At 34.7% G+C, this 20,090-nt stretch carries 19 protein-coding genes; 8 read left to right on the top strand and 11 right to left on the bottom strand.

From position 1 onward, the window contains the following. Positions 1-41 precede the first annotated feature (41 nt). The 10 genes from fusA to EHC72_RS15615 all read right to left on the bottom strand — a co-directional run bounded on the left by fusA (position 42) and on the right by EHC72_RS15615 (position 8,336). Complete coding sequence (gene fusA, locus EHC72_RS15655; RefSeq protein ID WP_131538636.1) at positions 42-2,156, bottom strand: elongation factor G; 2,115 nt, start codon at positions 2,154-2,156, stop codon at positions 42-44. A gap of 100 nt (positions 2,157-2,256) precedes the next feature. Next, a complete protein-coding gene (rpsG, locus tag EHC72_RS15650; RefSeq protein WP_056097505.1) occupies positions 2,257-2,724 on the bottom strand; it encodes a 30S ribosomal protein S7 in 468 nt (155 codons plus the stop codon). 17 nt (positions 2,725-2,741) lie between these two features. Next, positions 2,742-3,155, bottom strand: a complete 414-nt coding sequence (gene rpsL / locus EHC72_RS15645) for a 30S ribosomal protein S12 (protein ID WP_008244597.1) — start codon at positions 3,153-3,155, stop codon at positions 2,742-2,744. 370 nt (positions 3,156-3,525) lie between these two features. Continuing rightward, a complete protein-coding gene (locus EHC72_RS22705; protein WP_165585845.1) occupies positions 3,526-3,696 on the bottom strand; it encodes a hypothetical protein in 171 nt (56 codons plus the stop codon). 90 nt (positions 3,697-3,786) lie between these two features. Beyond that, positions 3,787-4,170, bottom strand: coding sequence for an MmpS family transport accessory protein (locus tag EHC72_RS15640; RefSeq protein ID WP_131538634.1), 384 nt, complete (start codon positions 4,168-4,170; stop codon positions 3,787-3,789). A 105-nt stretch (positions 4,171-4,275) separates the two neighbouring features. Next, positions 4,276-4,497, bottom strand: coding sequence for a VF530 family protein (locus tag EHC72_RS15635; protein WP_131538632.1), 222 nt, complete (start codon positions 4,495-4,497; stop codon positions 4,276-4,278). A gap of 21 nt (positions 4,498-4,518) precedes the next feature. Further along, the gene (locus EHC72_RS15630; protein WP_131538630.1) at positions 4,519-4,929 is read right to left on the bottom strand and encodes a RidA family protein; all 411 of its coding nucleotides are present in this window, start codon (positions 4,927-4,929) and stop codon (positions 4,519-4,521) included. Positions 4,930-5,062: 133 nt separating this feature from the next. Further along, on the bottom strand, positions 5,063-7,069 hold the full coding sequence (locus EHC72_RS15625; protein WP_165585844.1) for a M1 family metallopeptidase: 2,007 nt from the start codon (positions 7,067-7,069) through the stop codon (positions 5,063-5,065). Between the two features lie 102 nt (positions 7,070-7,171). Further along, on the bottom strand, positions 7,172-7,912 hold the full coding sequence (locus EHC72_RS15620) for a carboxypeptidase-like regulatory domain-containing protein (protein WP_131538628.1): 741 nt from the start codon (positions 7,910-7,912) through the stop codon (positions 7,172-7,174). Between the two features lie 76 nt (positions 7,913-7,988). Beyond that, positions 7,989-8,336: a Spx/MgsR family RNA polymerase-binding regulatory protein gene (locus tag EHC72_RS15615; RefSeq protein WP_131538627.1), complete on the bottom strand. Its 348-nt coding sequence runs from the start codon at positions 8,334-8,336 to the stop codon at positions 7,989-7,991. A gap of 158 nt (positions 8,337-8,494) precedes the next feature. Here EHC72_RS15615 and EHC72_RS15610 point away from each other — a divergent pair, with 158 nt between their 5' ends. The 8 genes from EHC72_RS15610 (at position 8,495) to ytxJ (ending at position 18,091) form a co-directional block, all read left to right on the top strand. Then, positions 8,495-10,000, top strand: coding sequence for a sensor histidine kinase (locus tag EHC72_RS15610; RefSeq protein ID WP_211660321.1), 1,506 nt, complete (start codon positions 8,495-8,497; stop codon positions 9,998-10,000). A 21-nt stretch (positions 10,001-10,021) separates the two neighbouring features. Further along, on the top strand, positions 10,022-10,702 hold the full coding sequence (locus EHC72_RS15605; protein ID WP_131538626.1) for a LytR/AlgR family response regulator transcription factor: 681 nt from the start codon (positions 10,022-10,024) through the stop codon (positions 10,700-10,702). Between the two features lie 123 nt (positions 10,703-10,825). Beyond that, entirely contained in the window at positions 10,826-14,305 is a 3,480-nt protein-coding gene (locus tag EHC72_RS15600; RefSeq protein ID WP_131538625.1) for a response regulator, read from the top strand. 26 nt (positions 14,306-14,331) lie between these two features. Then, positions 14,332-15,144 carry a CheR family methyltransferase gene (locus EHC72_RS15595; RefSeq protein ID WP_131538624.1) on the top strand — a complete coding sequence of 271 codons (813 nt, stop codon included), beginning with the start codon at positions 14,332-14,334 and terminating at the stop codon, positions 15,142-15,144. A 17-nt stretch (positions 15,145-15,161) separates the two neighbouring features. Further along, positions 15,162-16,754 (top strand): response regulator, encoded by a 1,593-nt coding sequence (locus EHC72_RS15590; RefSeq protein WP_131538623.1) that lies wholly within the window; start codon positions 15,162-15,164, stop codon positions 16,752-16,754. A gap of 210 nt (positions 16,755-16,964) precedes the next feature. Then, entirely contained in the window at positions 16,965-17,456 is a 492-nt protein-coding gene (gene ribH, locus EHC72_RS15585) for a 6,7-dimethyl-8-ribityllumazine synthase (protein ID WP_131538622.1), read from the top strand. Between the two features lie 91 nt (positions 17,457-17,547). After that, positions 17,548-17,670, top strand: coding sequence for a hypothetical protein (locus EHC72_RS23215; protein WP_255535853.1), 123 nt, complete (start codon positions 17,548-17,550; stop codon positions 17,668-17,670). 85 nt (positions 17,671-17,755) lie between these two features. Beyond that, entirely contained in the window at positions 17,756-18,091 is a 336-nt protein-coding gene (ytxJ, locus tag EHC72_RS15580) for a bacillithiol system redox-active protein YtxJ (protein WP_131538621.1), read from the top strand. A 109-nt stretch (positions 18,092-18,200) separates the two neighbouring features. Here the strand turns inward: ytxJ and EHC72_RS15575 are convergent, their stop codons facing one another. Further along, positions 18,201-19,703: a malate:quinone oxidoreductase gene (locus EHC72_RS15575; protein ID WP_131538620.1), complete on the bottom strand. Its 1,503-nt coding sequence runs from the start codon at positions 19,701-19,703 to the stop codon at positions 18,201-18,203. Between the last annotated feature and the right edge of the window lie 387 nt (positions 19,704-20,090).

Below are 20,090 nucleotides of genomic sequence, written 5' to 3'. Positions count from 1 at the left end.
GTTTAAAACCTTTTACCTTACGCCTTAACCTTATACCTTAATTAGTCTTCAGATTTGATTCTGCCTTTAGATTTAGCAATTACTTCATCCTGTACGTTTTTAGGTGCAGCTTCATAGTGGTCAAATTCCATTGTAGAAGTTGCACGGCCTGAAGTGATTGTACGTAACTGAGTTACATAACCAAACATTTCAGAAAGAGGCACAGTTGCTTTAATTACTTGGGCACCGTTACGAGTATCCATACCTAATAATTGACCACGACGACGGTTCATATCACCGATAACATCACCCATGTTTTCTTCAGGGGTTAAGATTTCGATTTTCATGATTGGCTCCATCAAAGTTGGTTTACATTTAGGTAAAGCTTCACGATATGCCATACGAGCTGCTAGCTCAAATGATAAAGCATCTGAATCGACCGCGTGGAATGAACCATCGATCAAACGTACTTTCATATCTGGAAGTGGATAACCTGCTAATACACCATTAGCCATAGCTGCTGCAAATCCTTTTTCTACTGAAGGGATAAATTCACGTGGAATTGAACCACCTGTAATTTCGTTTACGAATTGTAAACCACCTTTTTCGAAATCTGCATCAATTGGCGAAATAACAACTTGGATATCCGCGAATTTACCACGACCACCTGATTGTTTTTTATATGTTTCACGGTGTTGAGTTGTACCAAAAATTGCTTCTTTGTAAGCTACTTGTGGTGCACCTTGATTAACCTCTACTTTAAATTCGCGTTTTAAACGGTCAATTAAAATATCTAAGTGAAGCTCACCCATACCAGAGATTACAGTTTGACCAGTTTCCTGATCTGTTTGAACTCTGAATGTAGGATCTTCTTCAGCTAATTTAGCTAATCCCATACCTAATTTATCAACGTCAGCTTGAGTTTTTGGCTCAATAGCTAAACCGATAACTGGCTCAGGGAAGTCCATTGATTCTAGAATAATTGGGTGTTTCTCATCACATAGTGTATCACCAGTTTTGATATCTTTAAATCCAACTACAGCAGCAATATCACCAGCAGCCACATTAGGCACAGGGTTTTGCTTGTTAGCATGCATTTGGAAGATACGAGAAATACGTTCTTTATTTTCAGAACGAGCATTGTAAATGTAAGAACCAGCTTCTAAATTACCCGAGTAAACACGGATAAAACATAAACGGCCTACAAATGGGTCAGTTGCAATTTTAAATGCTAAAGCTGCAAATGGCTCATTGATGCTTGGTTTTAATAAAACTTCTTCGTTAGTTTCTGGGTTAGTACCAATTACACCTTCGCTATCCATAGGTGAAGGCAATAATTCCATCACATAATCAAGCATAGTTTGTACACCTTTGTTTTTGAAAGATGAACCACAAACCATAGGAACAATTTTAGCATCTAAAACAGCTGCACGTAAAGCATCTAAAATTTCACGCTCAGTAATTGAGTTAGGATCTTCGAAGAATTTCTCCATCAAAGTCTCATCATAATCAGCTACTGATTCTAGTAATTTCTCTCTCCACTCAGCAACTTCATCTAACATATCTTCTGGGATAGGCACTTCAGTAAAGGTCATACCTTTATCATGCTCATTCCAAACGATACCACGGTTGTTAATTAAATCAACCACACCTTTAAATGCATCTTCAGAACCGATAGGTAATTGCAATGGAACTGCATTACTACCTAACATATCTTTAACTTGTTTAACAACTTTTAAGAAGTCAGCTCCAGAACGGTCCATTTTATTAACGAAACCAATACGAGGAACCGCATAGTTGTTTGCTAAACGCCAGTTAGTTTCTGATTGAGGCTCAACACCATCAACTGCTGAAAATAAGAATACTAATCCATCTAATACACGTAACGAACGGTTTACCTCTACGGTAAAATCCACGTGTCCTGGTGTATCGATAACGTTTACATGATATTTCTGACCTCTGTAATTCCAGTCAACAGTAGTTGCTGCAGAAGTAATGGTAATACCACGCTCTTGCTCTTGTGCCATCCAGTCCATTGTTGCAGCACCTTCGTGCACTTCACCAATTTTATGACTTACACCAGCATAATAAAGAATACGCTCAGTTGTTGTAGTTTTACCTGCATCAATGTGAGCCGCGATTCCAATATTTCTTGTAAATTTTAAATCTCTTGCCATGTTTTTATTAATGAATGAATGATAAAATGATTGAATGAGTGCGTGCATATAACAACATCACCATTCAATCATTCGTTATTCAAAATTCAATTATTTTATACTAGAATCTGAAGTGAGAGAACGCTTTATTAGCCTCAGCCATTTTATGCGTATCTTCTTTCTTCTTAACAGCAGCACCTTCACCTTTAGCAGCAGCTACGATTTCTCCAGCTAATTTCTCTTTCATGGTTTTTTCACCACGACGACGAGCGTATAAAATTAACCATTTCATACCTAAAGCTGTTTTACGTTCTGGTCTAACCTCAGTTGGAACCTGAAAGTTAGCACCACCAACACGACGAGATTTAACCTCTACAGCTGGCATAATGTTAGTTAAAGCACGTTTGAATATCTCTAATCCGTTTTCACCAGCTTTTTTCTCAGCGATTTCAACAGCATCATAAAAAATAGAGTAAGCGATAGATTTTTTTCCATCGTACATCATATTGTTTACAAAACGAGTTACCTGAACATCATTAAATTTTGGATCAGGAAGAATAATTCTCTTTTTTGGTTTTGACTTTCTCATTTCTTATTTCCTCCCGATTATTTCTTTTTACCTTTAGTTGGCGCCGCAGCTACTTGTCCTGGTTTAGGACGTTTAGTACCATATTTTGAACGACGTTGGTTACGACCAGCAACACCTGATGTATCTAATGCACCACGAATGATGTGGTAACGTACACCTGGTAAATCTTTAACACGACCACCACGGATCAATACGATAGAGTGTTCCTGTAAGTTGTGACCTTCTCCAGGAATGTATGCATTCACCTCTTTACCGTTCGTTAAACGAACACGGGCTACTTTACGCATTGCTGAGTTTGGTTTTTTAGGGGTAGTGGTGTACACACGTGTACATACACCTCTTCGCTGTGGACAGCTGTCCAACGCTGGAGACTTACTCTTGAACTCCAGTGCTACTCTACCTTTTCTAACTAATTGTTGAATGGTTGGCATTGTGCTTTTTTATGTTTTTTTATTAAAAAATTTACCGCTCCCCCGGCATCCTTGCAGATAGCCCATAAAACGGACTGCAAAAGTAGAACAATTCTTTTTAAAAATCAAGGGGTTAGCGCAAAAAGTTTTCTATTAAAAGTTTTCGGTTTCGAGTTGATGATTAAGAACTTACAAATAACTGCATCAACAATCCTTTAACTGTATCTGTTCTTTAATCTCCTCTCTATAATTGAGTGACTAAACATTTATTTATTTATCTTTTATAAACGGTTATGCATAGCGAAACTTTGGCAAAGATTAAACTCAAGGTTTATAAATAGAAAAACCCCGGCAATTGCTGAGGTTTTCTGTTTTAATTTTTATTATTTAATTATGCTTTGGCGGCTTTCTTTCCTTTGTGTTTATGGTGCTTTTTATGACCAGGTTTCTTAGTTGTTTTTTCTGTTTTAGCTTTAGCGGGTGCTGCAGCTGTTTGTGCATTAACTGTTCCGAAAGTAAACGCTGCCAATAAGGCGATGGTTAAAACTTTAATTGCTTTCATTTTACTGTTGATTAGAATAAAACTCTTTTTGTTAATTACTTATCATAAATCTCGTTATACAAAATGAAGATTTTATGAACATTTATGTTTTTATGGCAAAATAAAACTTAAACCAAATACGATCTTTTTATTGGTTAAAATTTGTTCACCAACCACCTTTCCATCCACCAACACTTTAAACTCTCCCCTAGCCTTATCGCCTTTACCTGTAACCTTAATACGAGTTTTACTTCCAGATTTCATCACCATTATCTTTTCCCACTTCCCTTTAAAATCTTTTATCTTTTGCCTTTTTCCATTTTCATCGAGATAAGAAATTTTTGCTGATGTATTTTCATCAAGCATCGCCTGATAGGTTACGACATAAGTTTCCTTTTCAGGAATATTAAGTTTACCTCTTTGTAGATAATGAATACTTAAAGAACAACTGCTTAATACAGTTAGTAATAATAATGCAGATAAAAGCTTTTTCATTTAGATTAATTTATTGGTTATATCGTATAGACGGTATAACCAATAATTCGGTTGCAAGGAAATAACAGAATATTCACATTATTTATTTTGCCAATAATCTGGGCTTTATTTATGGAAGGTATCCAGAAACAAATCTTCTACCTTTTTACGTGCCCAAGGCATTCTTCTTAAAAACTTTAAGCTAGATTTTATGCTTTGGTTGTTATTAAAACAATCTATCCGAATTAATGAACCTAATTTTTCCCAACCGTAATGCAGTTGTAAATCGGTTACAATTTTTTCTAACGTAATGCCATGTAAAGGATTGTTTTTTTGTTCTTCAGCCATTGGGTAAAATTACTTAATAATTTATTTACTTATCGCAGTTGCGTCAATTTCAATCAACATTCCATCTAAAGCCAGTCGTTGTACCGGAATTAAGGTATTAACAGGGAATTTTAAGTCTGTCCAAATCTTTGTCGATTCTTCTATCAGTACCTGATGTTTTTCCTCATTATAATCAACCACTAGTGTTGTAAGCTTAGCAATATCCTTCAGGGTTAACCCCTTGCTTTTGAGTGCTAAATCTATATTATAAAACGTAATTTGTACTTGCGTTCTAAAGTCGCTACTTAAAATACCATCCGTTTTACTGCCGCCTTGCCCAGCTACATAAACGATTGTATTGCCTGGTAATACGGTTGCAACATGCGAGTAGGCATGGGCACGGGGATCATATATTCCTTCTGGATTTGATATTTCAAAATTCGAATTTTTCATTCTATCTAATTTTTAATTAAACCCGAAAGTAAAGTTTCCGAAGGATTAAAAAGTCGGTGCTTTGCCATAAAAAAAGTCCTGCACAACTGGTGTTATGCAGGACTTTTGAATATCAATAAAATGACAATATATTTTAATTTTTAGCGGCAGCCCCAGTTACCCAAGTATTATTATTAGGGTTTGAATCTGGTAATACTTTATTAGGATCGAGCGTTACTTCAACAACTTCTTCTGTTGTTGGATAACGTACAGTCCATGTTCCACTTTTCATCCAAACATCAACAGGAACTTTAACAAGGTCGGTTTTGCCGCTCTTTGTTTTAATTTGAAGAATAATAGGCATTGGCATTTTTTCAAGATTTACTACTTTAATGTTATAGCTAGTTATGGCGCCATCGGTTTTAACCTCTTTAACATCAGCAATACCCTGGTCCATTTTCCAGTTGTTTATAAACCAACTTCTCCAAAACCATGAAAGATCTTCACCTGCTCCATTTTCCATCGAACGGAAAAAATCTATTGGTGTTGGGTGTTTAAATGCCCAATTTTTAATGTATTGTTTAAATGCGTAATCGAAACGATCTTCGCCTAAAATCTGATCTCTTAAAATATTTAATCCCCATCCTGGTTTAGCGTATAGGTTTATACCAATATTAGGTTCGGCCATACCATCAGGTATTTGCATAATGTTATCGTATTTCAAGTTACCAATAACGCGGTTACCAATAACATTCATATCGGCAACACGGGGTTTGTACTCCCCTTTATTAAAGTTTTGAGCAGAAATACCATTAATAAACGTATTGAAACCTTCATCCATCCAGCCAAATTTGCGTTCGTTTGAGCCTACAATCATTGGGAACCAGGTATGACCAAATTCGTGATCGATAACACCCCAAGCTGAGCCTTTTTTAGCTTTCCAACCGCAAAAAACAATACCAGGATATTCCATACCGCCTACTGAGGTAGCAACGTTTACAGCCATTGGGTAAGGATATTCGAACCATTTAGTTGAATAATGTTCTATAGTAGTTTTTACATATTCTACACCACGACCATAAGAATCCATTCCATTACTTTCTACAGGGTGTGCAGAAACTGCTAAGGCTTTTTTTCCGCTCGGTAAATTGATACGGGCTGCATCTAAAACAAATGCTTTTGATGATGCCCATGCGGCATCGCGTGCATTTAAAATTTTAAATTTCCATGTTAATTTATCTTTAGCAGGGCGAGATTTTGGATCAGTAACCTCTGCTTCTGTACGAATATGTACTGTGGCATCGCTATTTTTAGCGGCATTCCATCTTTGTAATTGTTCAGGCGTAAAAACTTCGGCAGGGTTTAATAATTCTCCCGACCCCATTACAATGTGCGTTGCAGGTGCAGTAATGGCAAAATTAATATCGCCGTACTCACAGTAAAACTCTCCACCACCCCAATAAGGCAAAGTATTCCATCCTATTACATCATCATAAACACATAAGCGTGGAAACCATTGTGCAATGGCATATATTTCTCCATTTTTTGTAGTTAAATGACTTGTACGGTCTGATCCTTCTTTTGGAACGATGTAAGAGTAATCCATTTTAACGGTTACAATATCTCCATTAGGTGCCAATGGCTGATCCAAACGAATTTGCATTCTTGTATCTTCTACTAATGAAGTAAATTTTACTGCGCCAGTTTTTTGAGATACGCTTATATTTTGGATTTTATAACCGCCCTCAAATTTTTCTCCTTGCGCACCGTATCTGCTTTGTGCAGGAGTAATGGCGTAACCACGAGATGTTTCTTTAAAAGTATTTTGATCTAATTGCAACCATAAATACGGCAATTTATCTGGGCTGTTATTTTTATAGGTGATGGTAACGGTTCCTGTTACCTGATTTTTTGTTTCATCTAAACTAGCGGTGATATTATAATCAACACGATTTTGCCAGTATTTTGCACCTGGGGCTCCATTTGCTGAGCGAAATTCGTTTCCGTTAGAAGTATAAAACAATGGCCCGAAAGCATCTGCAGCACTATAGTTACTTACTGGAGCAGTTGTTTGGGTAGTTGCTTGTTGCGCAAACGTTGCCGTACCCATAAAGGCAAGCACCAACGAAAGCGAGGTTCGTTTGAGTGATTTTAAATTCATAATAAGGTTGTTATAGAAGGGTAAATATAAAACAATAAACAATTCTCTCCCATTTTATGGAAACAATGTTACGTTAACAAATATTTACTTCTATATAAAAACCTAATTAGCCTTTAATTTTGGCAAATCCTGAAGTTTTCTTTCTTGTGGAGAAAGTTTTTGCCATGCCACAAAAGCCCTAGAAATATAATACTGATACCTGTATGGTCTTTCGGCTTTAACGGCCTCTACAGATGGACGATAAATAAGTAAAAAGTTTTTTAAATCCTGCCCTTCTAGCTTGGTCATTTCTGAAACTGTTTTTTCATTAAAGTTATCATCAATTTCTTCTTGGTAGCGTTCTTTTTCTTCTAAATCAGCTTCTTTTCTTTGCTGTCTTTTATACTTTCCATAACCAAGATTTAGCCCCAAACCTCCAACTTTATCTGTCATTTTTTTCCTATCTAAGTTACCACCTGTACTTAGCAAAGTATATTTTTCTGCTAGTGGATCTTTAATATTAACCAAACTTTTGTTTAGCCTTACAGCTTGAATATTAACATCGTTTAAGTTATTGCTTTTGGTGGGCAAATAAATTGTTCTGTTTAATAAATTAGTAAGGTATAATGTATCGGTGTGATATCCAACCAAAGAAAATTCTATTAAATCGCCAACATTGGCACTAATTGTATATTTACCGGCATTATTGGTGCTGGTAGATTTTTTGTTTGTAAGATTTTTTACGGATACACCTGGCAAGGAAAGTTTTTTATTTGAGTAATCAAATATTGTTCCTGTGGTAACTGTTTGAGCAAATACACCAACTGGCAAAGCGAAGAAAAAGAAAACGATTAGCTTATACATAATAATCAAATGTAATTTTGTTTAACATCTAAAATCCGCTTTTAACAAACTTTAACATTAATTTTAAACGTGTGGATTATAAAAGTGTTTTGGCATAATTTGCCTCGTCGAAACTTATTAGAATTGCCTGACCATTTTTTTCTACCACAGGGCGCTTTATCGCACTGGTATTATCTACTAAATAGGCTATAGCCAATTTTTGATTATCAATTTTTGCCTGCTCCTCTTTTGTTAATTTTTTCCATGTTAAGCCTTTTCGGTTTAGTACGGTTTCCCATCCAAAAATATCACACCAGGTATTTAGTTTTTCGGCAGTGATGCCTTTTTTCTTAAAATCATGAAATTCAAATTCTATTTTATTTGCTTTAAGCCAGTCTAAAGCTTTTTTTACTGTATTGCAATTAGGAATTCCGTAAACAATCATATTAACTATTTTAATTCTATTAAGGCTCAAAACTACAAATAAACTGAGTATTTATAAATTCATCACATTTTTTAAGGTGTCCATCACATTTTAATTTTCCATTTATCAAAGCTTTGTAGCATTGTACCATAAAATTATCTGCATTAACTTAGCAAACAATGAAAACAAAAAGCATAAATCAGTTAGAGTTTTGGATTTCGACCACCCTGTATACATTAGGCGTAATCGGTATTTGTTCTCAAACCACTTATAGTTCTGGCAATTCATATCACTTTACAGAAAACCACATTAGCTTTAGTGTACTTGGCAATTATTTTTTGCCAGAATTATTTAAAATCAGCATCCTTTACATCAGCTTTTTGTTGTTTAACTTTTGTTTTATGCCTCCATTGGCACGTAAGGAAAATGTGGCAATGAATGTAGTGATGACGATTTTTACCACTGCTTTATCTGTTATTATGTGGATGGTGGCCAACACCTATTCTCAAGCTTACCGCCTTGTAGGATATGAAGATTTGCAAAAGGCTTACGATGTGTTTTTTGGCGAGGCCTTTACTTATATTATGTTTCTTTACTTTTTGTTTAATGCTTATGCTTATTTTAATGAAAAAGGTTTTGAGCTTTTGAACAAAATACCATTCCTTAAAAAGTACGACAGTATAGTATCAGAAATTTTCACCTCTACTCGCATCTGGTTAATTTCTTTAATGATTTTCGGAGCAGTTTTATCGCTTACTTACGATTACGAAATCTTCCTTTTTTGGCTTATTTCACCGCCCGTAAATATTGCCCTGGTGCTTTTATCTATCTATTTTATTATACCTAACTTAAGAAAGAACCAAAAAGGCTTTGCACACTATTTTTGGAGCAATATGGGCATAATAGCCATTATTATAGCATTTCTCTTGTTATCGCTTTCAGCATTTATGCGTGGTGGCAATACTTTACCTATTACTTTAATTTTAACTTCAATATGTTTAGTTTGTATTGCTACGCCCTTAGCCTGGTATATTTATAAGCGCAAATTTGAAAAGCAAACAGAGTTACAAATACTTAAAACAGAATTAGGCAAATCAGATGCGAGCTTAAACTTTCTTAAATCTCAAATTAACCCTCACTTTTTATTCAATGCATTAAATACATTATTTGGCACCGCTTTGCAGGAAAACGCTGAAAGAACTGGCGAGGGTATTCAAAAGTTAGGAGATATGATGCGCTTTATGCTTCAAGAAAACATGCAGGATAAAATTGCGCTAACCCGTGAGTTGGATTATTTAAATAATTATATCGATTTACAAAAACTGCGTACATCCCGATCTGCCGATATAAGAATTGAAACACAAATTGATGAACAGCTTGGCAACTTGCAAATTACACCAATGCTGCTCATCCCCTTCGTAGAAAATGCCTTTAAACATGGTATTAGTTTACAACAACCATCATACATTAAAATTACGCTGCAAACTAAAGAGAGTATTCTTTATTTTGATGTAAGCAATAGTATTTATGTAAAGGCAGATAATGACCCCGAAAAGTTAAAAAGCGGCATAGGACTAGAAAATGTAAAACAAAGATTATCGTTGCTTTATGTGGGGAAACACGAATTAATTATCCGCGAAAGTGCTAAAGAATTTTTTGTTCACTTAACTTTACAGTTGGATTAATATTAATTACCAGATAAATAAATGATTGCTATAGCTGTTGATGACGAACCAATTGCACTCGATATTATAAAATCTCATGCATCAAAAGTGCCTTTTATTGAATTGGCAGCTACATTTACCGATGCTTTTGAGGCCATTGGGTATTTACAACAAAACCCAGTTGATTTACTTTTTCTGGATATTAAAATGCCAGATATCAATGGTATTGATTTTTTAAAAAGCTTAAGCAAACCGCCAATGGTTATTTTTACCACAGCTTATACGGAGCATGCCGTACAAAGTTTTGAGCTTGATGCTATTGATTATTTATTGAAACCCTTTGCCCTTTCGCGGTTTTTAAAGGCCTGCAACAAAGCCCAAGAACTTTTTAACCTGCGAAATAATAAACTAGAATTAAAACCAGAACACATTTTTATTAAAGATGGCTATGAGCAAATTAAAGTGCTTCTTGAGCAAATTTTGTACATAGAGGCATCTGGTAATTATACCCAAATACAACTTACCGATAAACTTTTAAGCTCAAGAATTACCATTAACGATTTGGCAGATTTGCTGCCAAAAGAAAATTTTATTCGTTGCCACAGGGCTTTTATCGTTTCTAAAAATAAAATCAGCAAATTTGATAAAAGTCAAATCTGGATAAATAACAAAAGTATTCCTATTGGCTCTACCTTTACCAATATTTTTAAGGAGCTTGCTTAGGCATTATTTCTTTTATTCATTTTACTATAAATTGAATTTATATTAATTCAGGTACTATATTTACCAATTAATTAGATTAGGAACATCTAATCATTACCATTTATAGATTCAACATTTAATAAAATGTTTAAACTTTCCTTTAAACAGCAGGTTTTAACCGGCTTTACAATATCTTTGATATTTGTATTTATTTCGGCTCTCAGTTCATATCTAAGTATCAATTCATTAAGAAACAGTTCTGAATGGGTAGATCATTCTCAAGAAATTATTCATTTAGCCCAAAAAGCTGAGATTGAACTCCTAAATGCCGAAACAAGCCTACGTGGTTTTTTAATCAGCAAAGAGGAAAAACACTATGTTTCTTATACAAAAAGTATAAACCAGGTTTTACCATACATTGCTCAATTAAAAAAGCTTGCAGCTGATAATCCTGAACAGTTGAAAAAAATTGATAGCCTTGAATCTCATGCCAGCTTAAAAATTGATAACATGAAGCAAATTATGCTTCGTTTGAGTAATAAAGATTTCGATCAATCTACCTTAATTAATTTTGTTGATAAAGGCGAACAGCTAAAAAACGACTTTTTAACCGTCAACACCCACTTTGTAAATAATGAGATAGCGCTTTTAAAGCAGCGTAAAATATCTAATAAAGATAATAGCAACCAAACAATAATTGTTGTATTAGCCAGTTCACTAATCATTTTTTGTTTGATATTATTTCTCTTGAAATACATTAGGACAACATTTAATAAGCAGAAGGAAACCGAAGATGAGATTACAAAAACCAATATAGAACTGGCAGAAATTTCTCGCGAAAACGAGAACAACAATTGGCTGCTAAGTGGTGCTGCAGAAATTAATGAAGCCATGACGGGCCAACAGGAACTAGAAGAGCTTTCTAAAAATATTATTTCCAAAATAAGCAATTATATTAACGCAACAATCGGGGCTATTTTTTTAGTTGATGATCGTAAACAACAATTATATCTTGCGGGTTCTTATGCTTATCAGAAAGGCAAAAAGAATATTTATTTTGGCGAAGGTTTAGTGGGCCAGGTTGCTATTGAGCAATCTCCAAAACTAATTACGGATATTCCAAAAGATTATATTAAAGTAAACTCCGGATTAGGTGATACAAACCCAAACTATATTTTTTTAGTTCCTATTATTTACGAAGGTAAAACCATTGCCGTAGCAGAACTTGGTTTCATCAATAATCCTGAAGAAAAAAAGTTAGATTTAATTAGTAACATGGCCAGAAACATTGGTATTGCAATCAATAGTGCCATAGCCCATGTACAACTAAGACAGCTTTACGAGCAAACGCAACAACAAACAGAAGAGTTGGCAAGCCAGCAGGAGGAATTGCGTACCACAAATGAAGAGCTTGTTCATAAAACAGAAGCATTACAGGCATCAGAAGAAGAATTGCGTGTACAACAGGAAGAATTACAACAAGCAAACTCCGAACTGGAAGAGAAAGCGCAACAACTTGAAGAACGTAACGCATCAATAAATCAGGCAAAAGAAGCAATAAGCTTAAAGGCTGAAGAGCTTGAAATGAGCAGCAAGTATAAATCCGAGTTTTTGGCAAATATGAGCCACGAACTACGTACACCTTTAAACAGTATCTTAATTTTAGCAAGAATTTTAAAGGAAAATCGCCCGGAAAATTTAAATGAAGATCAAATTAAATATGCTGGCGTAATCCACAACGCTGGAAGCGATTTACTTAACTTAATAAATGATATTCTTGATTTATCGAAAATAGAATCTGGTAATATTGATTTACTAGTCGAAAACATTCACCCCAACGAGTTAAAAAATAATCTGGATTCCCTTTTCTCTGAAATGGCAAATCAGAAACAAATTAATTTTGATATTAAACTTAAGGATAACCTGCCAGAGATATTCATTTCAGACCAGGGGAGGTTGGAACAAATTATTAAAAACTTATTATCAAATGCCTTTAAGTTTACCCCTAAACAAGGTAGCGTAACCGTAGAAATTGGTATTGGGGAACAATCTCAAATTAAATCGCGAAGCGAGTTAAAAGAAAGTACAGAAAAGCCAATTTACTTTAGCGTAATAGATACAGGTATTGGCATTGCTGCAGACAAGTTAAATGTAATTTTTGAAGCTTTCCAACAAGAAGATGGTTCAACAAGTAGAAAATATGGCGGTACTGGCTTAGGTTTATCTATTAGTAAAGAACTTGCAAATATTTTAGGTGGAGAAATACAAGTAAAAAGCCAGACAGATTTAGGCAGTACTTTTACCCTTTTCTTACCTCAAAGTTTAAACAAAGTTGAAGTACAGGAAAATAAGGTAATAGAAAAAACAAGCGAGCCAATTCCAATAGAAAATAAAGCAGATTTTGAATTTATAGCACCCAAAAGGGATAACGAGAAAACAAAACTTTTGATTGTAGAGGATGATGAGGTTTTTGCTGATGTATTAAAAGATTACGCTATAGAAAAAGGCTTCTCGCCTATATTGGCGCATAGTGGCGATGAAGGCTTAGCCTTAGCCATTAAAGAAATACCTGATGCCATTGTTTTAGATGTAATGTTGCCGGTAATGGATGGATGGACGATCTTGAAAAAATTAAAGGCAAACCCCGCCACCAAACATATTCCAGTGCACATGATGTCTGCAGGAAATGAAAGAGCCGCCAAAGCCCAACAGGAAGGTGCCATAGGTTTCCTTAAAAAACCAGTAGAAAAAGATAAGCTAGATCAGGCCTTTGAGTTATTAAGTCACCATGAATATACATTTAATAATGTTTTAATTATTGAAGATCAAATTTTACAAAGCAACACCCTCACCGAGCAATTAATTCAAAAAGGCGCAAAGGTTTGTCAGGCATACACAGGTAAAGAAGCTTTGGAGATTTTAGAAGAGCAAGTATTTGATTGCATCATTTTGGATTTGAAATTGCCCGATATTTCCGGTTTCGATTTATTAGATCAAATAAAGGCAAAACCAGCCCTAAAGCATATTCCAGTAATTATTAATACCGCTATGGAACTCGATAAAGAGAAAATGGCTCACATTATGAAATACACGGAAGCAATGGTTTTAAAAACCAGCAAATCCAATGATAGACTTTTGGATGAAGTGAGTTTATTCATGAATAAGCTTCAAAATCAATCGTTAAAACATACGGCTACAACCTATGGCAATACTTCTGGAAGTAAAAAGCATGCATCTACGCTAGAAAAAGCGCTAAAGAATAAAACTATTCTAATTACCGATGATGATATGCGTAACATCTTTGCACTATCAAGCGCCCTCCAGGTTTATGATATTAATATAATTATTGCCAACAATGGTAGAGAAGCGCTAAAACAGTTGCAAGAAAACCCACAAACAGATTTGGTTTTAATGGATATTATGATGCCTGAAATGGACGGTTACGAAGCCATGAGGCAGATAAGGTTAAATAAAGCATTAAATAAATTGCCAATTATAGCACTTACAGCAAAGGCGATGAAAAACGACAGAGAGAAATGTATCGAGGCTGGAGCAAATGATTACATTTCAAAACCTGTAGATGTAGATCAATTATTATCCATGTTAAGGGTTTGGCTAAGTTAGGTATGCGTAATTTTCAACAACCATTGATGGAAGTTTCAACAAGCGAGCTAAATGCCTTAATAATTTTGATTAAGAACATACATGGCTTCGATTTTGAAAACTATTCTATTGCCTCGTTAAAACGACGGGTAAGTAGAATAATGACTTTACAAAAGCTTACTTATTTTGAGCTTTGCAATTTACTAACAAACGACCATGGATATTTTGAGCACTTTTTAGAAGAGATTACCGTAAACGTTACCGAGATGTTTCGTGATCCACTATTCTACAGATCATTAAAAGATCATGTTATTCCATATTTAAGATCGTACCCACACATTAAGGTATGGAATGCAGGCTGCTCTACCGGCGAGGAACTATATTCTTTCGTAATATTATTTGCGGAACAAGGTTTGTATGAACGATGTTTCTTTTATGGTACAGATATAAATTCAGAAGTTCTAAACCATGCTAAAGAAGGTATTTATGATTTGCAAAAAATGAAACTTTACTCAGAAAATTACAGAACAATAGGGAATAGCAACTCTTTAGCAACCTATTATACTGCTAAATATGATGCCGTATCTATCAATCGTTCACTAAAGAAAAATGTATTGTTTTCAAGTCATAATTTAGTATCCGATGGACCATTTAACCAATTCCAAATTATATCGTGCCGTAATGTTCTAATTTATTTTAACGTAGAATTACAGTACAAAGTAATTCAATTATTTTATGATAGCCTGGCCAACTTCGGCTTTTTATGTCTTGGTGCAAAAGAAACCATAAGAAATTCTGAACTTGCAAAAAAGTTTAAACTTATCGATAAGAAAAATAATATTTATCAAAAAATTGGTTAACCTCTTAACTAAAAAATATGAATAAGCTTAATCTCCTGATTGTAGATGATAAGCAGGAAAATATAGTTGCACTGGAGGCTTTATTGCACCAGCACGATATTAACATCATCACCACCACATCGCCAAACGAAGCTTTACGTATTTGTTGGGAAAAGGATATTGCCATTGCCCTGGTGGATGTTCAAATGCCTGGCATGGATGGCTTTGAACTTGTAGAAATTTTAAAAAATAACCCTCGTACACAAGAGATCATGGTTATTTTTGTAACTGCCATATCTGTTGAAACTAAATATGCCATCAAAGGCTTAAATGTTGGTGCTATAGATTACCTCTACAAACCACTTGATCCTTATATTACATCGGCAAAGGTTGATTCCTTTGTTCAATTGGTGCGTAACCAACGCGAAATTAAAAGGAAAAATATTCAATTAGAGCATTTTCAGGAAGAACTGATTAAAGCTAAAGAAGAGGCTGAACAAGGAAAAAGAGCTAAAGAAAACTTTTTAGCCAATATGAGTCATGAAATCCGTACCCCAATTAACGGAATTATAGGCTTGGTACATTTACTTGAAAAAAGCCAGCTTAATGATGCCCAAAAGGAAATTATTGAGCTTTTAAGTGTATCATCAGATTCATTATTAGGTGTAATTAATGACATTTTGGATATTTCGAAAATTGAAGCCGGTAAATTCCGAATCAATTTTGCCGAAACAGATATTCGCCAACTTGTAAAACAAGCTTTCAATTTACTTAATATAAGAGCAAAGGAGAAACACATCGATTTAATTCTGGAAGTAGATGAGGATTTACCTTACATTATTATTGCCGACTCCTTACGCCTGAACCAAATTTTAATGAATTTGCTAAGTAATGCTATTAAATTTACAAGCGAAGGCAGTGTTACACTTAAAGTGGAGTTGGTAAACAAAAAAAGTAATAATGCTCAAATCAATTTCGCCATTACGGATACCGGTATTGGAATTTCTAAAGATAATCTCAGCAAAATTTTTGAATCTTTTGAGCAGGCAGAAGATCAAACCATAGCTAAATATGGTGGTACTGGACTTGGTTTATCCATCGTTAAAAAACTTGCCGAATTAAAAGGTGGTTTGCTTAACGTAGTGAGTGAGGAAGGAAAAGGAAGTACTTTTAGCTTTACACGCTGGTACGAGTTTGTTGAAGGAATGAGCGTAGAAAAGGAAACAGTTGAACCTGATTTTCTTACTTCATTAAAAGGTATTAAAATACTTGTTGCCGAGGATAACCCAATTAACAAGTTTTTAATTGTGAAGCTGTTGGATAGCTGGGATGCTGAAACAATGGTAGTAGAAAACGGACAGGAAGCCCTCGATGTTTTAAAGGATAATAACTACGATATTATTTTAATGGATACCTATATGCCAGTAATGAATGGTTTAGAGGCAATAAAAAGAATCCGTTTAGGTCATATCCCTGGTAAAGCTCAAATCCCTATCATTACTTTCTCTGCCGGGGTGTTGGATAAGGATAAAGAAACTGCCATTAAAGCGGGCGCCAACGATGTTGTAGGTAAACCATTCAAGGTAAATGTGCTACACCAAAAAATTAAACTTTACGCCAATAAAAAGTAGAATAGTTAATTTAGTTGTCAAAGTAAACTAAACAATTAACCATTTAACACATAAACAAAGAGCAGCTAACTTATTCATTAGCTGCTCTTTGCATTTTTATAGATTATCCTTACCTCTTCCGCTTTACTGCCATATAACCAATAATTAAAACTTACAACATTTAAACATTCAGGGCTTTTAACATTCCCTCCTTAGCAGTATCTTTGTTGCATGTCAACACAACTAAAAAATTTATCCGACTTTTCTCACACTACCGTTCCTAACGGTGCAAACTATAAATTCGGCATTATTGTAGCAGAATGGAATGCCGAGATAACTGGAGCTTTATATAATGGCGCTTTAAAAACTCTTATTGAAAACGGCGTAAAGGAAGAAAACATTATTTCGTTGCCAGTTCCGGGTAGCTTTGAGTTAACAGGTGGTGCAGAAATTTTATTGAGCAAAAGAAACGATTTAGACGGTGTAATTTGCTTAGGTTGTGTAATACAAGGTGATACTAAACATTTCGATTTCATTTGTGATGCTGTTGCACAAGGGCTAACCAATGTGGGCATTAAATATAGTAAACCAGTAATTTTTGGCGTTTTAACAACCAATAATTTAGAGCAAGCACAAGATAGAGCTGGTGGCAAACATGGTAATAAAGGCGATGAAGCCGCAATTACAGCTATTAAGATGGCAGATTTTGCTGCGAAGATTTAACCTTGCGTTTTAATAAAGTATTTGTAACTTAGAAACTTAAATAGCATAGTGCCAAAAGCATTATCAACTTTAAAAATTTAACCCGCTTAAAATGAAAAAAGTAGCCATCTTATTATTGGCAGTGTTTTGCACTATTACCGTTTTAGAATCTTGTTCTTCTAAACTTTGTCCGGCTTACGGCTCATACCCAGAAGGCAAACGCAGAAGAAACTAACCTTTTTTCATTCTAAACTCATCTTTTTAAATTAACAGAACCATCCCTCTCTGTTGATGTTTTAGTATTAAATATTTATAAAATTATGACTTGGGTTAATTTAACTTCGATGGAACAGCTTGCTGAAATTAAAAATGCAAGCGGCTATAGCCTTATTTTTAAGCACAGCACACGTTGCTCAATTAGCTTAATGGCTAAAAAGAATTTTGAGATGGATTGGACGGCAATTCCTGCGGATACTAACTTATATTTCCTTGATTTAATCAGTTACAGGGATATTTCAAATCAAATTGCAGAAACGTTTCAAGTAGCACATCAATCGCCACAAATATTATTAATTAAAGATGGTGATTGCGTATTGGAAGCTTCTCACAGTGATATATCAGCAGATGAAGTTGCCGAGGTAATTGCAGCTGCATAATCAAACAAAAACATAAAAAGGAAAGGGCTATGAAATATTTCATAGCCCTTTCCTTTTTATAATTAAATTCAATACTGCTTAAAAAATCAGTATCGAAATAGTATTATACCTAATTGATCTTTAATATTTTAGAAGTTCTGCTTCTTGTTTCCTTACAAAGTGTAGCATTATCAGCTAAAGTTTTACCGTAAGTCGGGATCATTTCTTTAACCTTTGCCTGCCATTCTGGTGTTTCTAAATCTTCTTTAAAGCAACGGCTTAATAAATCAAACATAATAGAAACCGCCGTTGAAGCACCTGGAGATGCCCCCAATAAAGCTGCAATAGAACCGTCAGCAGCACTTACCACCTCAGTTCCAAACTCTAAAATGCCACCCTCTTTCTCATCCTTCTTAATTACCTGTACACGCTGACCAGCATTTTCCAGCTCCCAATCTTTTAACTCTGCTTTGGGTAAATATTCTTTTAAAGCTTCTAACCTATCCTCTGGCGATTGCCTTACCTGATCGATTAAATATTTTGTTAAATCCAAATTATGTAAACCAGCCGAAATCATTGGGCGGATGTTATTAAACTTAATTGATTTAGGTAAATCAAGAAAAGATCCATTTTTAAGAAACTTGGTTGAAAACCCTGCATAAGGACCAAATAATAAGGCTTGCTTACCATTTATCATTCTGGTATCCAAATGTGGTACCGACATTGGAGGTGCGCCTACAGCAGCCTTACCATATACCTTAGCATGGTGTTGCGCAATAATTTCTTCATTGGTACATTTTAGCCATTGCCCACTTACCGGGAAACCGCCAAAACCTTTTCCCTCAGGGATATCAGATTTTTCTAACAATGGTAATGAACCACCACCAGCACCTATAAACACAAATTTAGCAACACGCTTACGCTTGTCTTTCGTTTCCAGATTTTTAACCTTTACAACCCAATTACCGTCCTTATTTTTCTGCAAATCACGAATTTCATGATTGAAAAATAAACTTACATTTTTTTGTTGTTGAAGATTATTAAACATGTCACGGGTAAGAGAACCAAAATTTACATCAGTACCCAAATCCATTTTTGTTGCGGCAATTTTTTCACTTTTTCTACGACCATCCATAATTAAAGGTGCCCACCCTTTTATCACTTCGCTATCTTCCGTGTATTGCATATCGCTAAACAAATCACAGCTTTGCATCGCTTCGTAGCGTCTTTTAAGATAATCGACATTCTTTTTACCCCAAACAAAACTCATATGAGGAATGCTGCGGATAAAATTCTCAGGATTAGAAATTAACCCCTTTTCTATTAGATAAGACCAAAACTGTTTGGAAACTTCGAAATTTTCGGCAATTTGAACCGCCTTTTTAATTTCAACAGACCCATCGCTTTTCTCTGGCGTATAGTTTAATTCACAAAAAGCAGAGTGTCCAGTACCAGCATTATTCCATGCATCAGAACTTTCAGCTGCTGCAATATCTAATCTTTCGTAAATTTCAATGCTTAAATCAGGTTGTAGTTCTTTTAACAATACACCAAGGGTTGCACTCATTATGCCAGCCCCAATTAAAATTACATCTACGTCAGTTTTACCAACTGTCTTTTTCTTTTTTGTCATCTTATCTTAAAGGAGTTACAAATTTAGGAGGTTTTTAAACACTACACGAATTTTAAACCATTAAAACTTAAAAAAATTGCTAAAAAATTAGAAATAGTTCACAATTTTCCCTCCCACAATAACAAAGTTCACACCAAAGTAGAAATGTTTTAGCAGCCATCGCAAAAAAGACATTAAAATAACATTAGAAAAACGAAATGTTCTTCTTCAAAACTAAAGTTTATCAAAATCTTTAAACACAAACACATCAATTAGCTTATTAATTTAGAAATACCGAAGCTATGTTTATTGAATTTTCTTTAAATAGAATCTGGTAATAATTAAATTTTACCCTCAAAAATTAAAAAAGAATGCATAAACAGTAGTTTTATAGTATATTTTCAAGTG

The sequence above is a fragment of the Pedobacter nototheniae genome (assembly GCF_004335085.1).
GTDB lineage: Bacteria > Bacteroidota > Bacteroidia > Sphingobacteriales > Sphingobacteriaceae > Pedobacter > Pedobacter nototheniae.
The sequence above is the reverse complement of the archived record's forward strand: the minus strand, read 5'-3'. Positions and strand labels throughout refer to the sequence as shown.

Excerpts from the sequence above, each read along its gene's own strand:
- fusA (WP_131538636.1), bottom strand. The coding sequence starts at position 2,156 with ATGGCAAGAGATTTAAAATTTACAAGAAATATTGGAATCGCGGCTCAC.
- rpsG (WP_056097505.1), bottom strand. The coding sequence starts at position 2,724 with ATGAGAAAGTCAAAACCAAAAAAGAGAATTATTCTTCCTGATCCAAAA.
- rpsL (WP_008244597.1), bottom strand. The coding sequence starts at position 3,155 with ATGCCAACCATTCAACAATTAGTTAGAAAAGGTAGAGTAGCACTGGAG.
- EHC72_RS22705 (WP_165585845.1), bottom strand. The coding sequence starts at position 3,696 with ATGAAAGCAATTAAAGTTTTAACCATCGCCTTATTGGCAGCGTTTACT.
- EHC72_RS15640 (WP_131538634.1), bottom strand. The coding sequence starts at position 4,170 with ATGAAAAAGCTTTTATCTGCATTATTATTACTAACTGTATTAAGCAGT.
- EHC72_RS15635 (WP_131538632.1), bottom strand. The coding sequence starts at position 4,497 with ATGGCTGAAGAACAAAAAAACAATCCTTTACATGGCATTACGTTAGAA.
- EHC72_RS15630 (WP_131538630.1), bottom strand. The coding sequence starts at position 4,929 with ATGAAAAATTCGAATTTTGAAATATCAAATCCAGAAGGAATATATGAT.
- EHC72_RS15625 (WP_165585844.1), bottom strand. The coding sequence starts at position 7,069 with ATGAATTTAAAATCACTCAAACGAACCTCGCTTTCGTTGGTGCTTGCC.
- EHC72_RS15620 (WP_131538628.1), bottom strand. The coding sequence starts at position 7,912 with ATGTATAAGCTAATCGTTTTCTTTTTCTTCGCTTTGCCAGTTGGTGTA.
- EHC72_RS15615 (WP_131538627.1), bottom strand. The coding sequence starts at position 8,336 with ATGATTGTTTACGGAATTCCTAATTGCAATACAGTAAAAAAAGCTTTA.
- EHC72_RS15610 (WP_211660321.1), top strand. The coding sequence starts at position 8,495 with ATGAAAACAAAAAGCATAAATCAGTTAGAGTTTTGGATTTCGACCACC.
- EHC72_RS15605 (WP_131538626.1), top strand. The coding sequence starts at position 10,022 with ATGATTGCTATAGCTGTTGATGACGAACCAATTGCACTCGATATTATA.
- EHC72_RS15600 (WP_131538625.1), top strand. The coding sequence starts at position 10,826 with ATGTTTAAACTTTCCTTTAAACAGCAGGTTTTAACCGGCTTTACAATA.
- EHC72_RS15595 (WP_131538624.1), top strand. The coding sequence starts at position 14,332 with ATGGAAGTTTCAACAAGCGAGCTAAATGCCTTAATAATTTTGATTAAG.
- EHC72_RS15590 (WP_131538623.1), top strand. The coding sequence starts at position 15,162 with ATGAATAAGCTTAATCTCCTGATTGTAGATGATAAGCAGGAAAATATA.
- ribH (WP_131538622.1), top strand. The coding sequence starts at position 16,965 with ATGTCAACACAACTAAAAAATTTATCCGACTTTTCTCACACTACCGTT.
- EHC72_RS23215 (WP_255535853.1), top strand. The coding sequence starts at position 17,548 with ATGAAAAAAGTAGCCATCTTATTATTGGCAGTGTTTTGCACTATTACC.
- ytxJ (WP_131538621.1), top strand. The coding sequence starts at position 17,756 with ATGACTTGGGTTAATTTAACTTCGATGGAACAGCTTGCTGAAATTAAA.
- EHC72_RS15575 (WP_131538620.1), bottom strand. The coding sequence starts at position 19,703 with ATGACAAAAAAGAAAAAGACAGTTGGTAAAACTGACGTAGATGTAATT.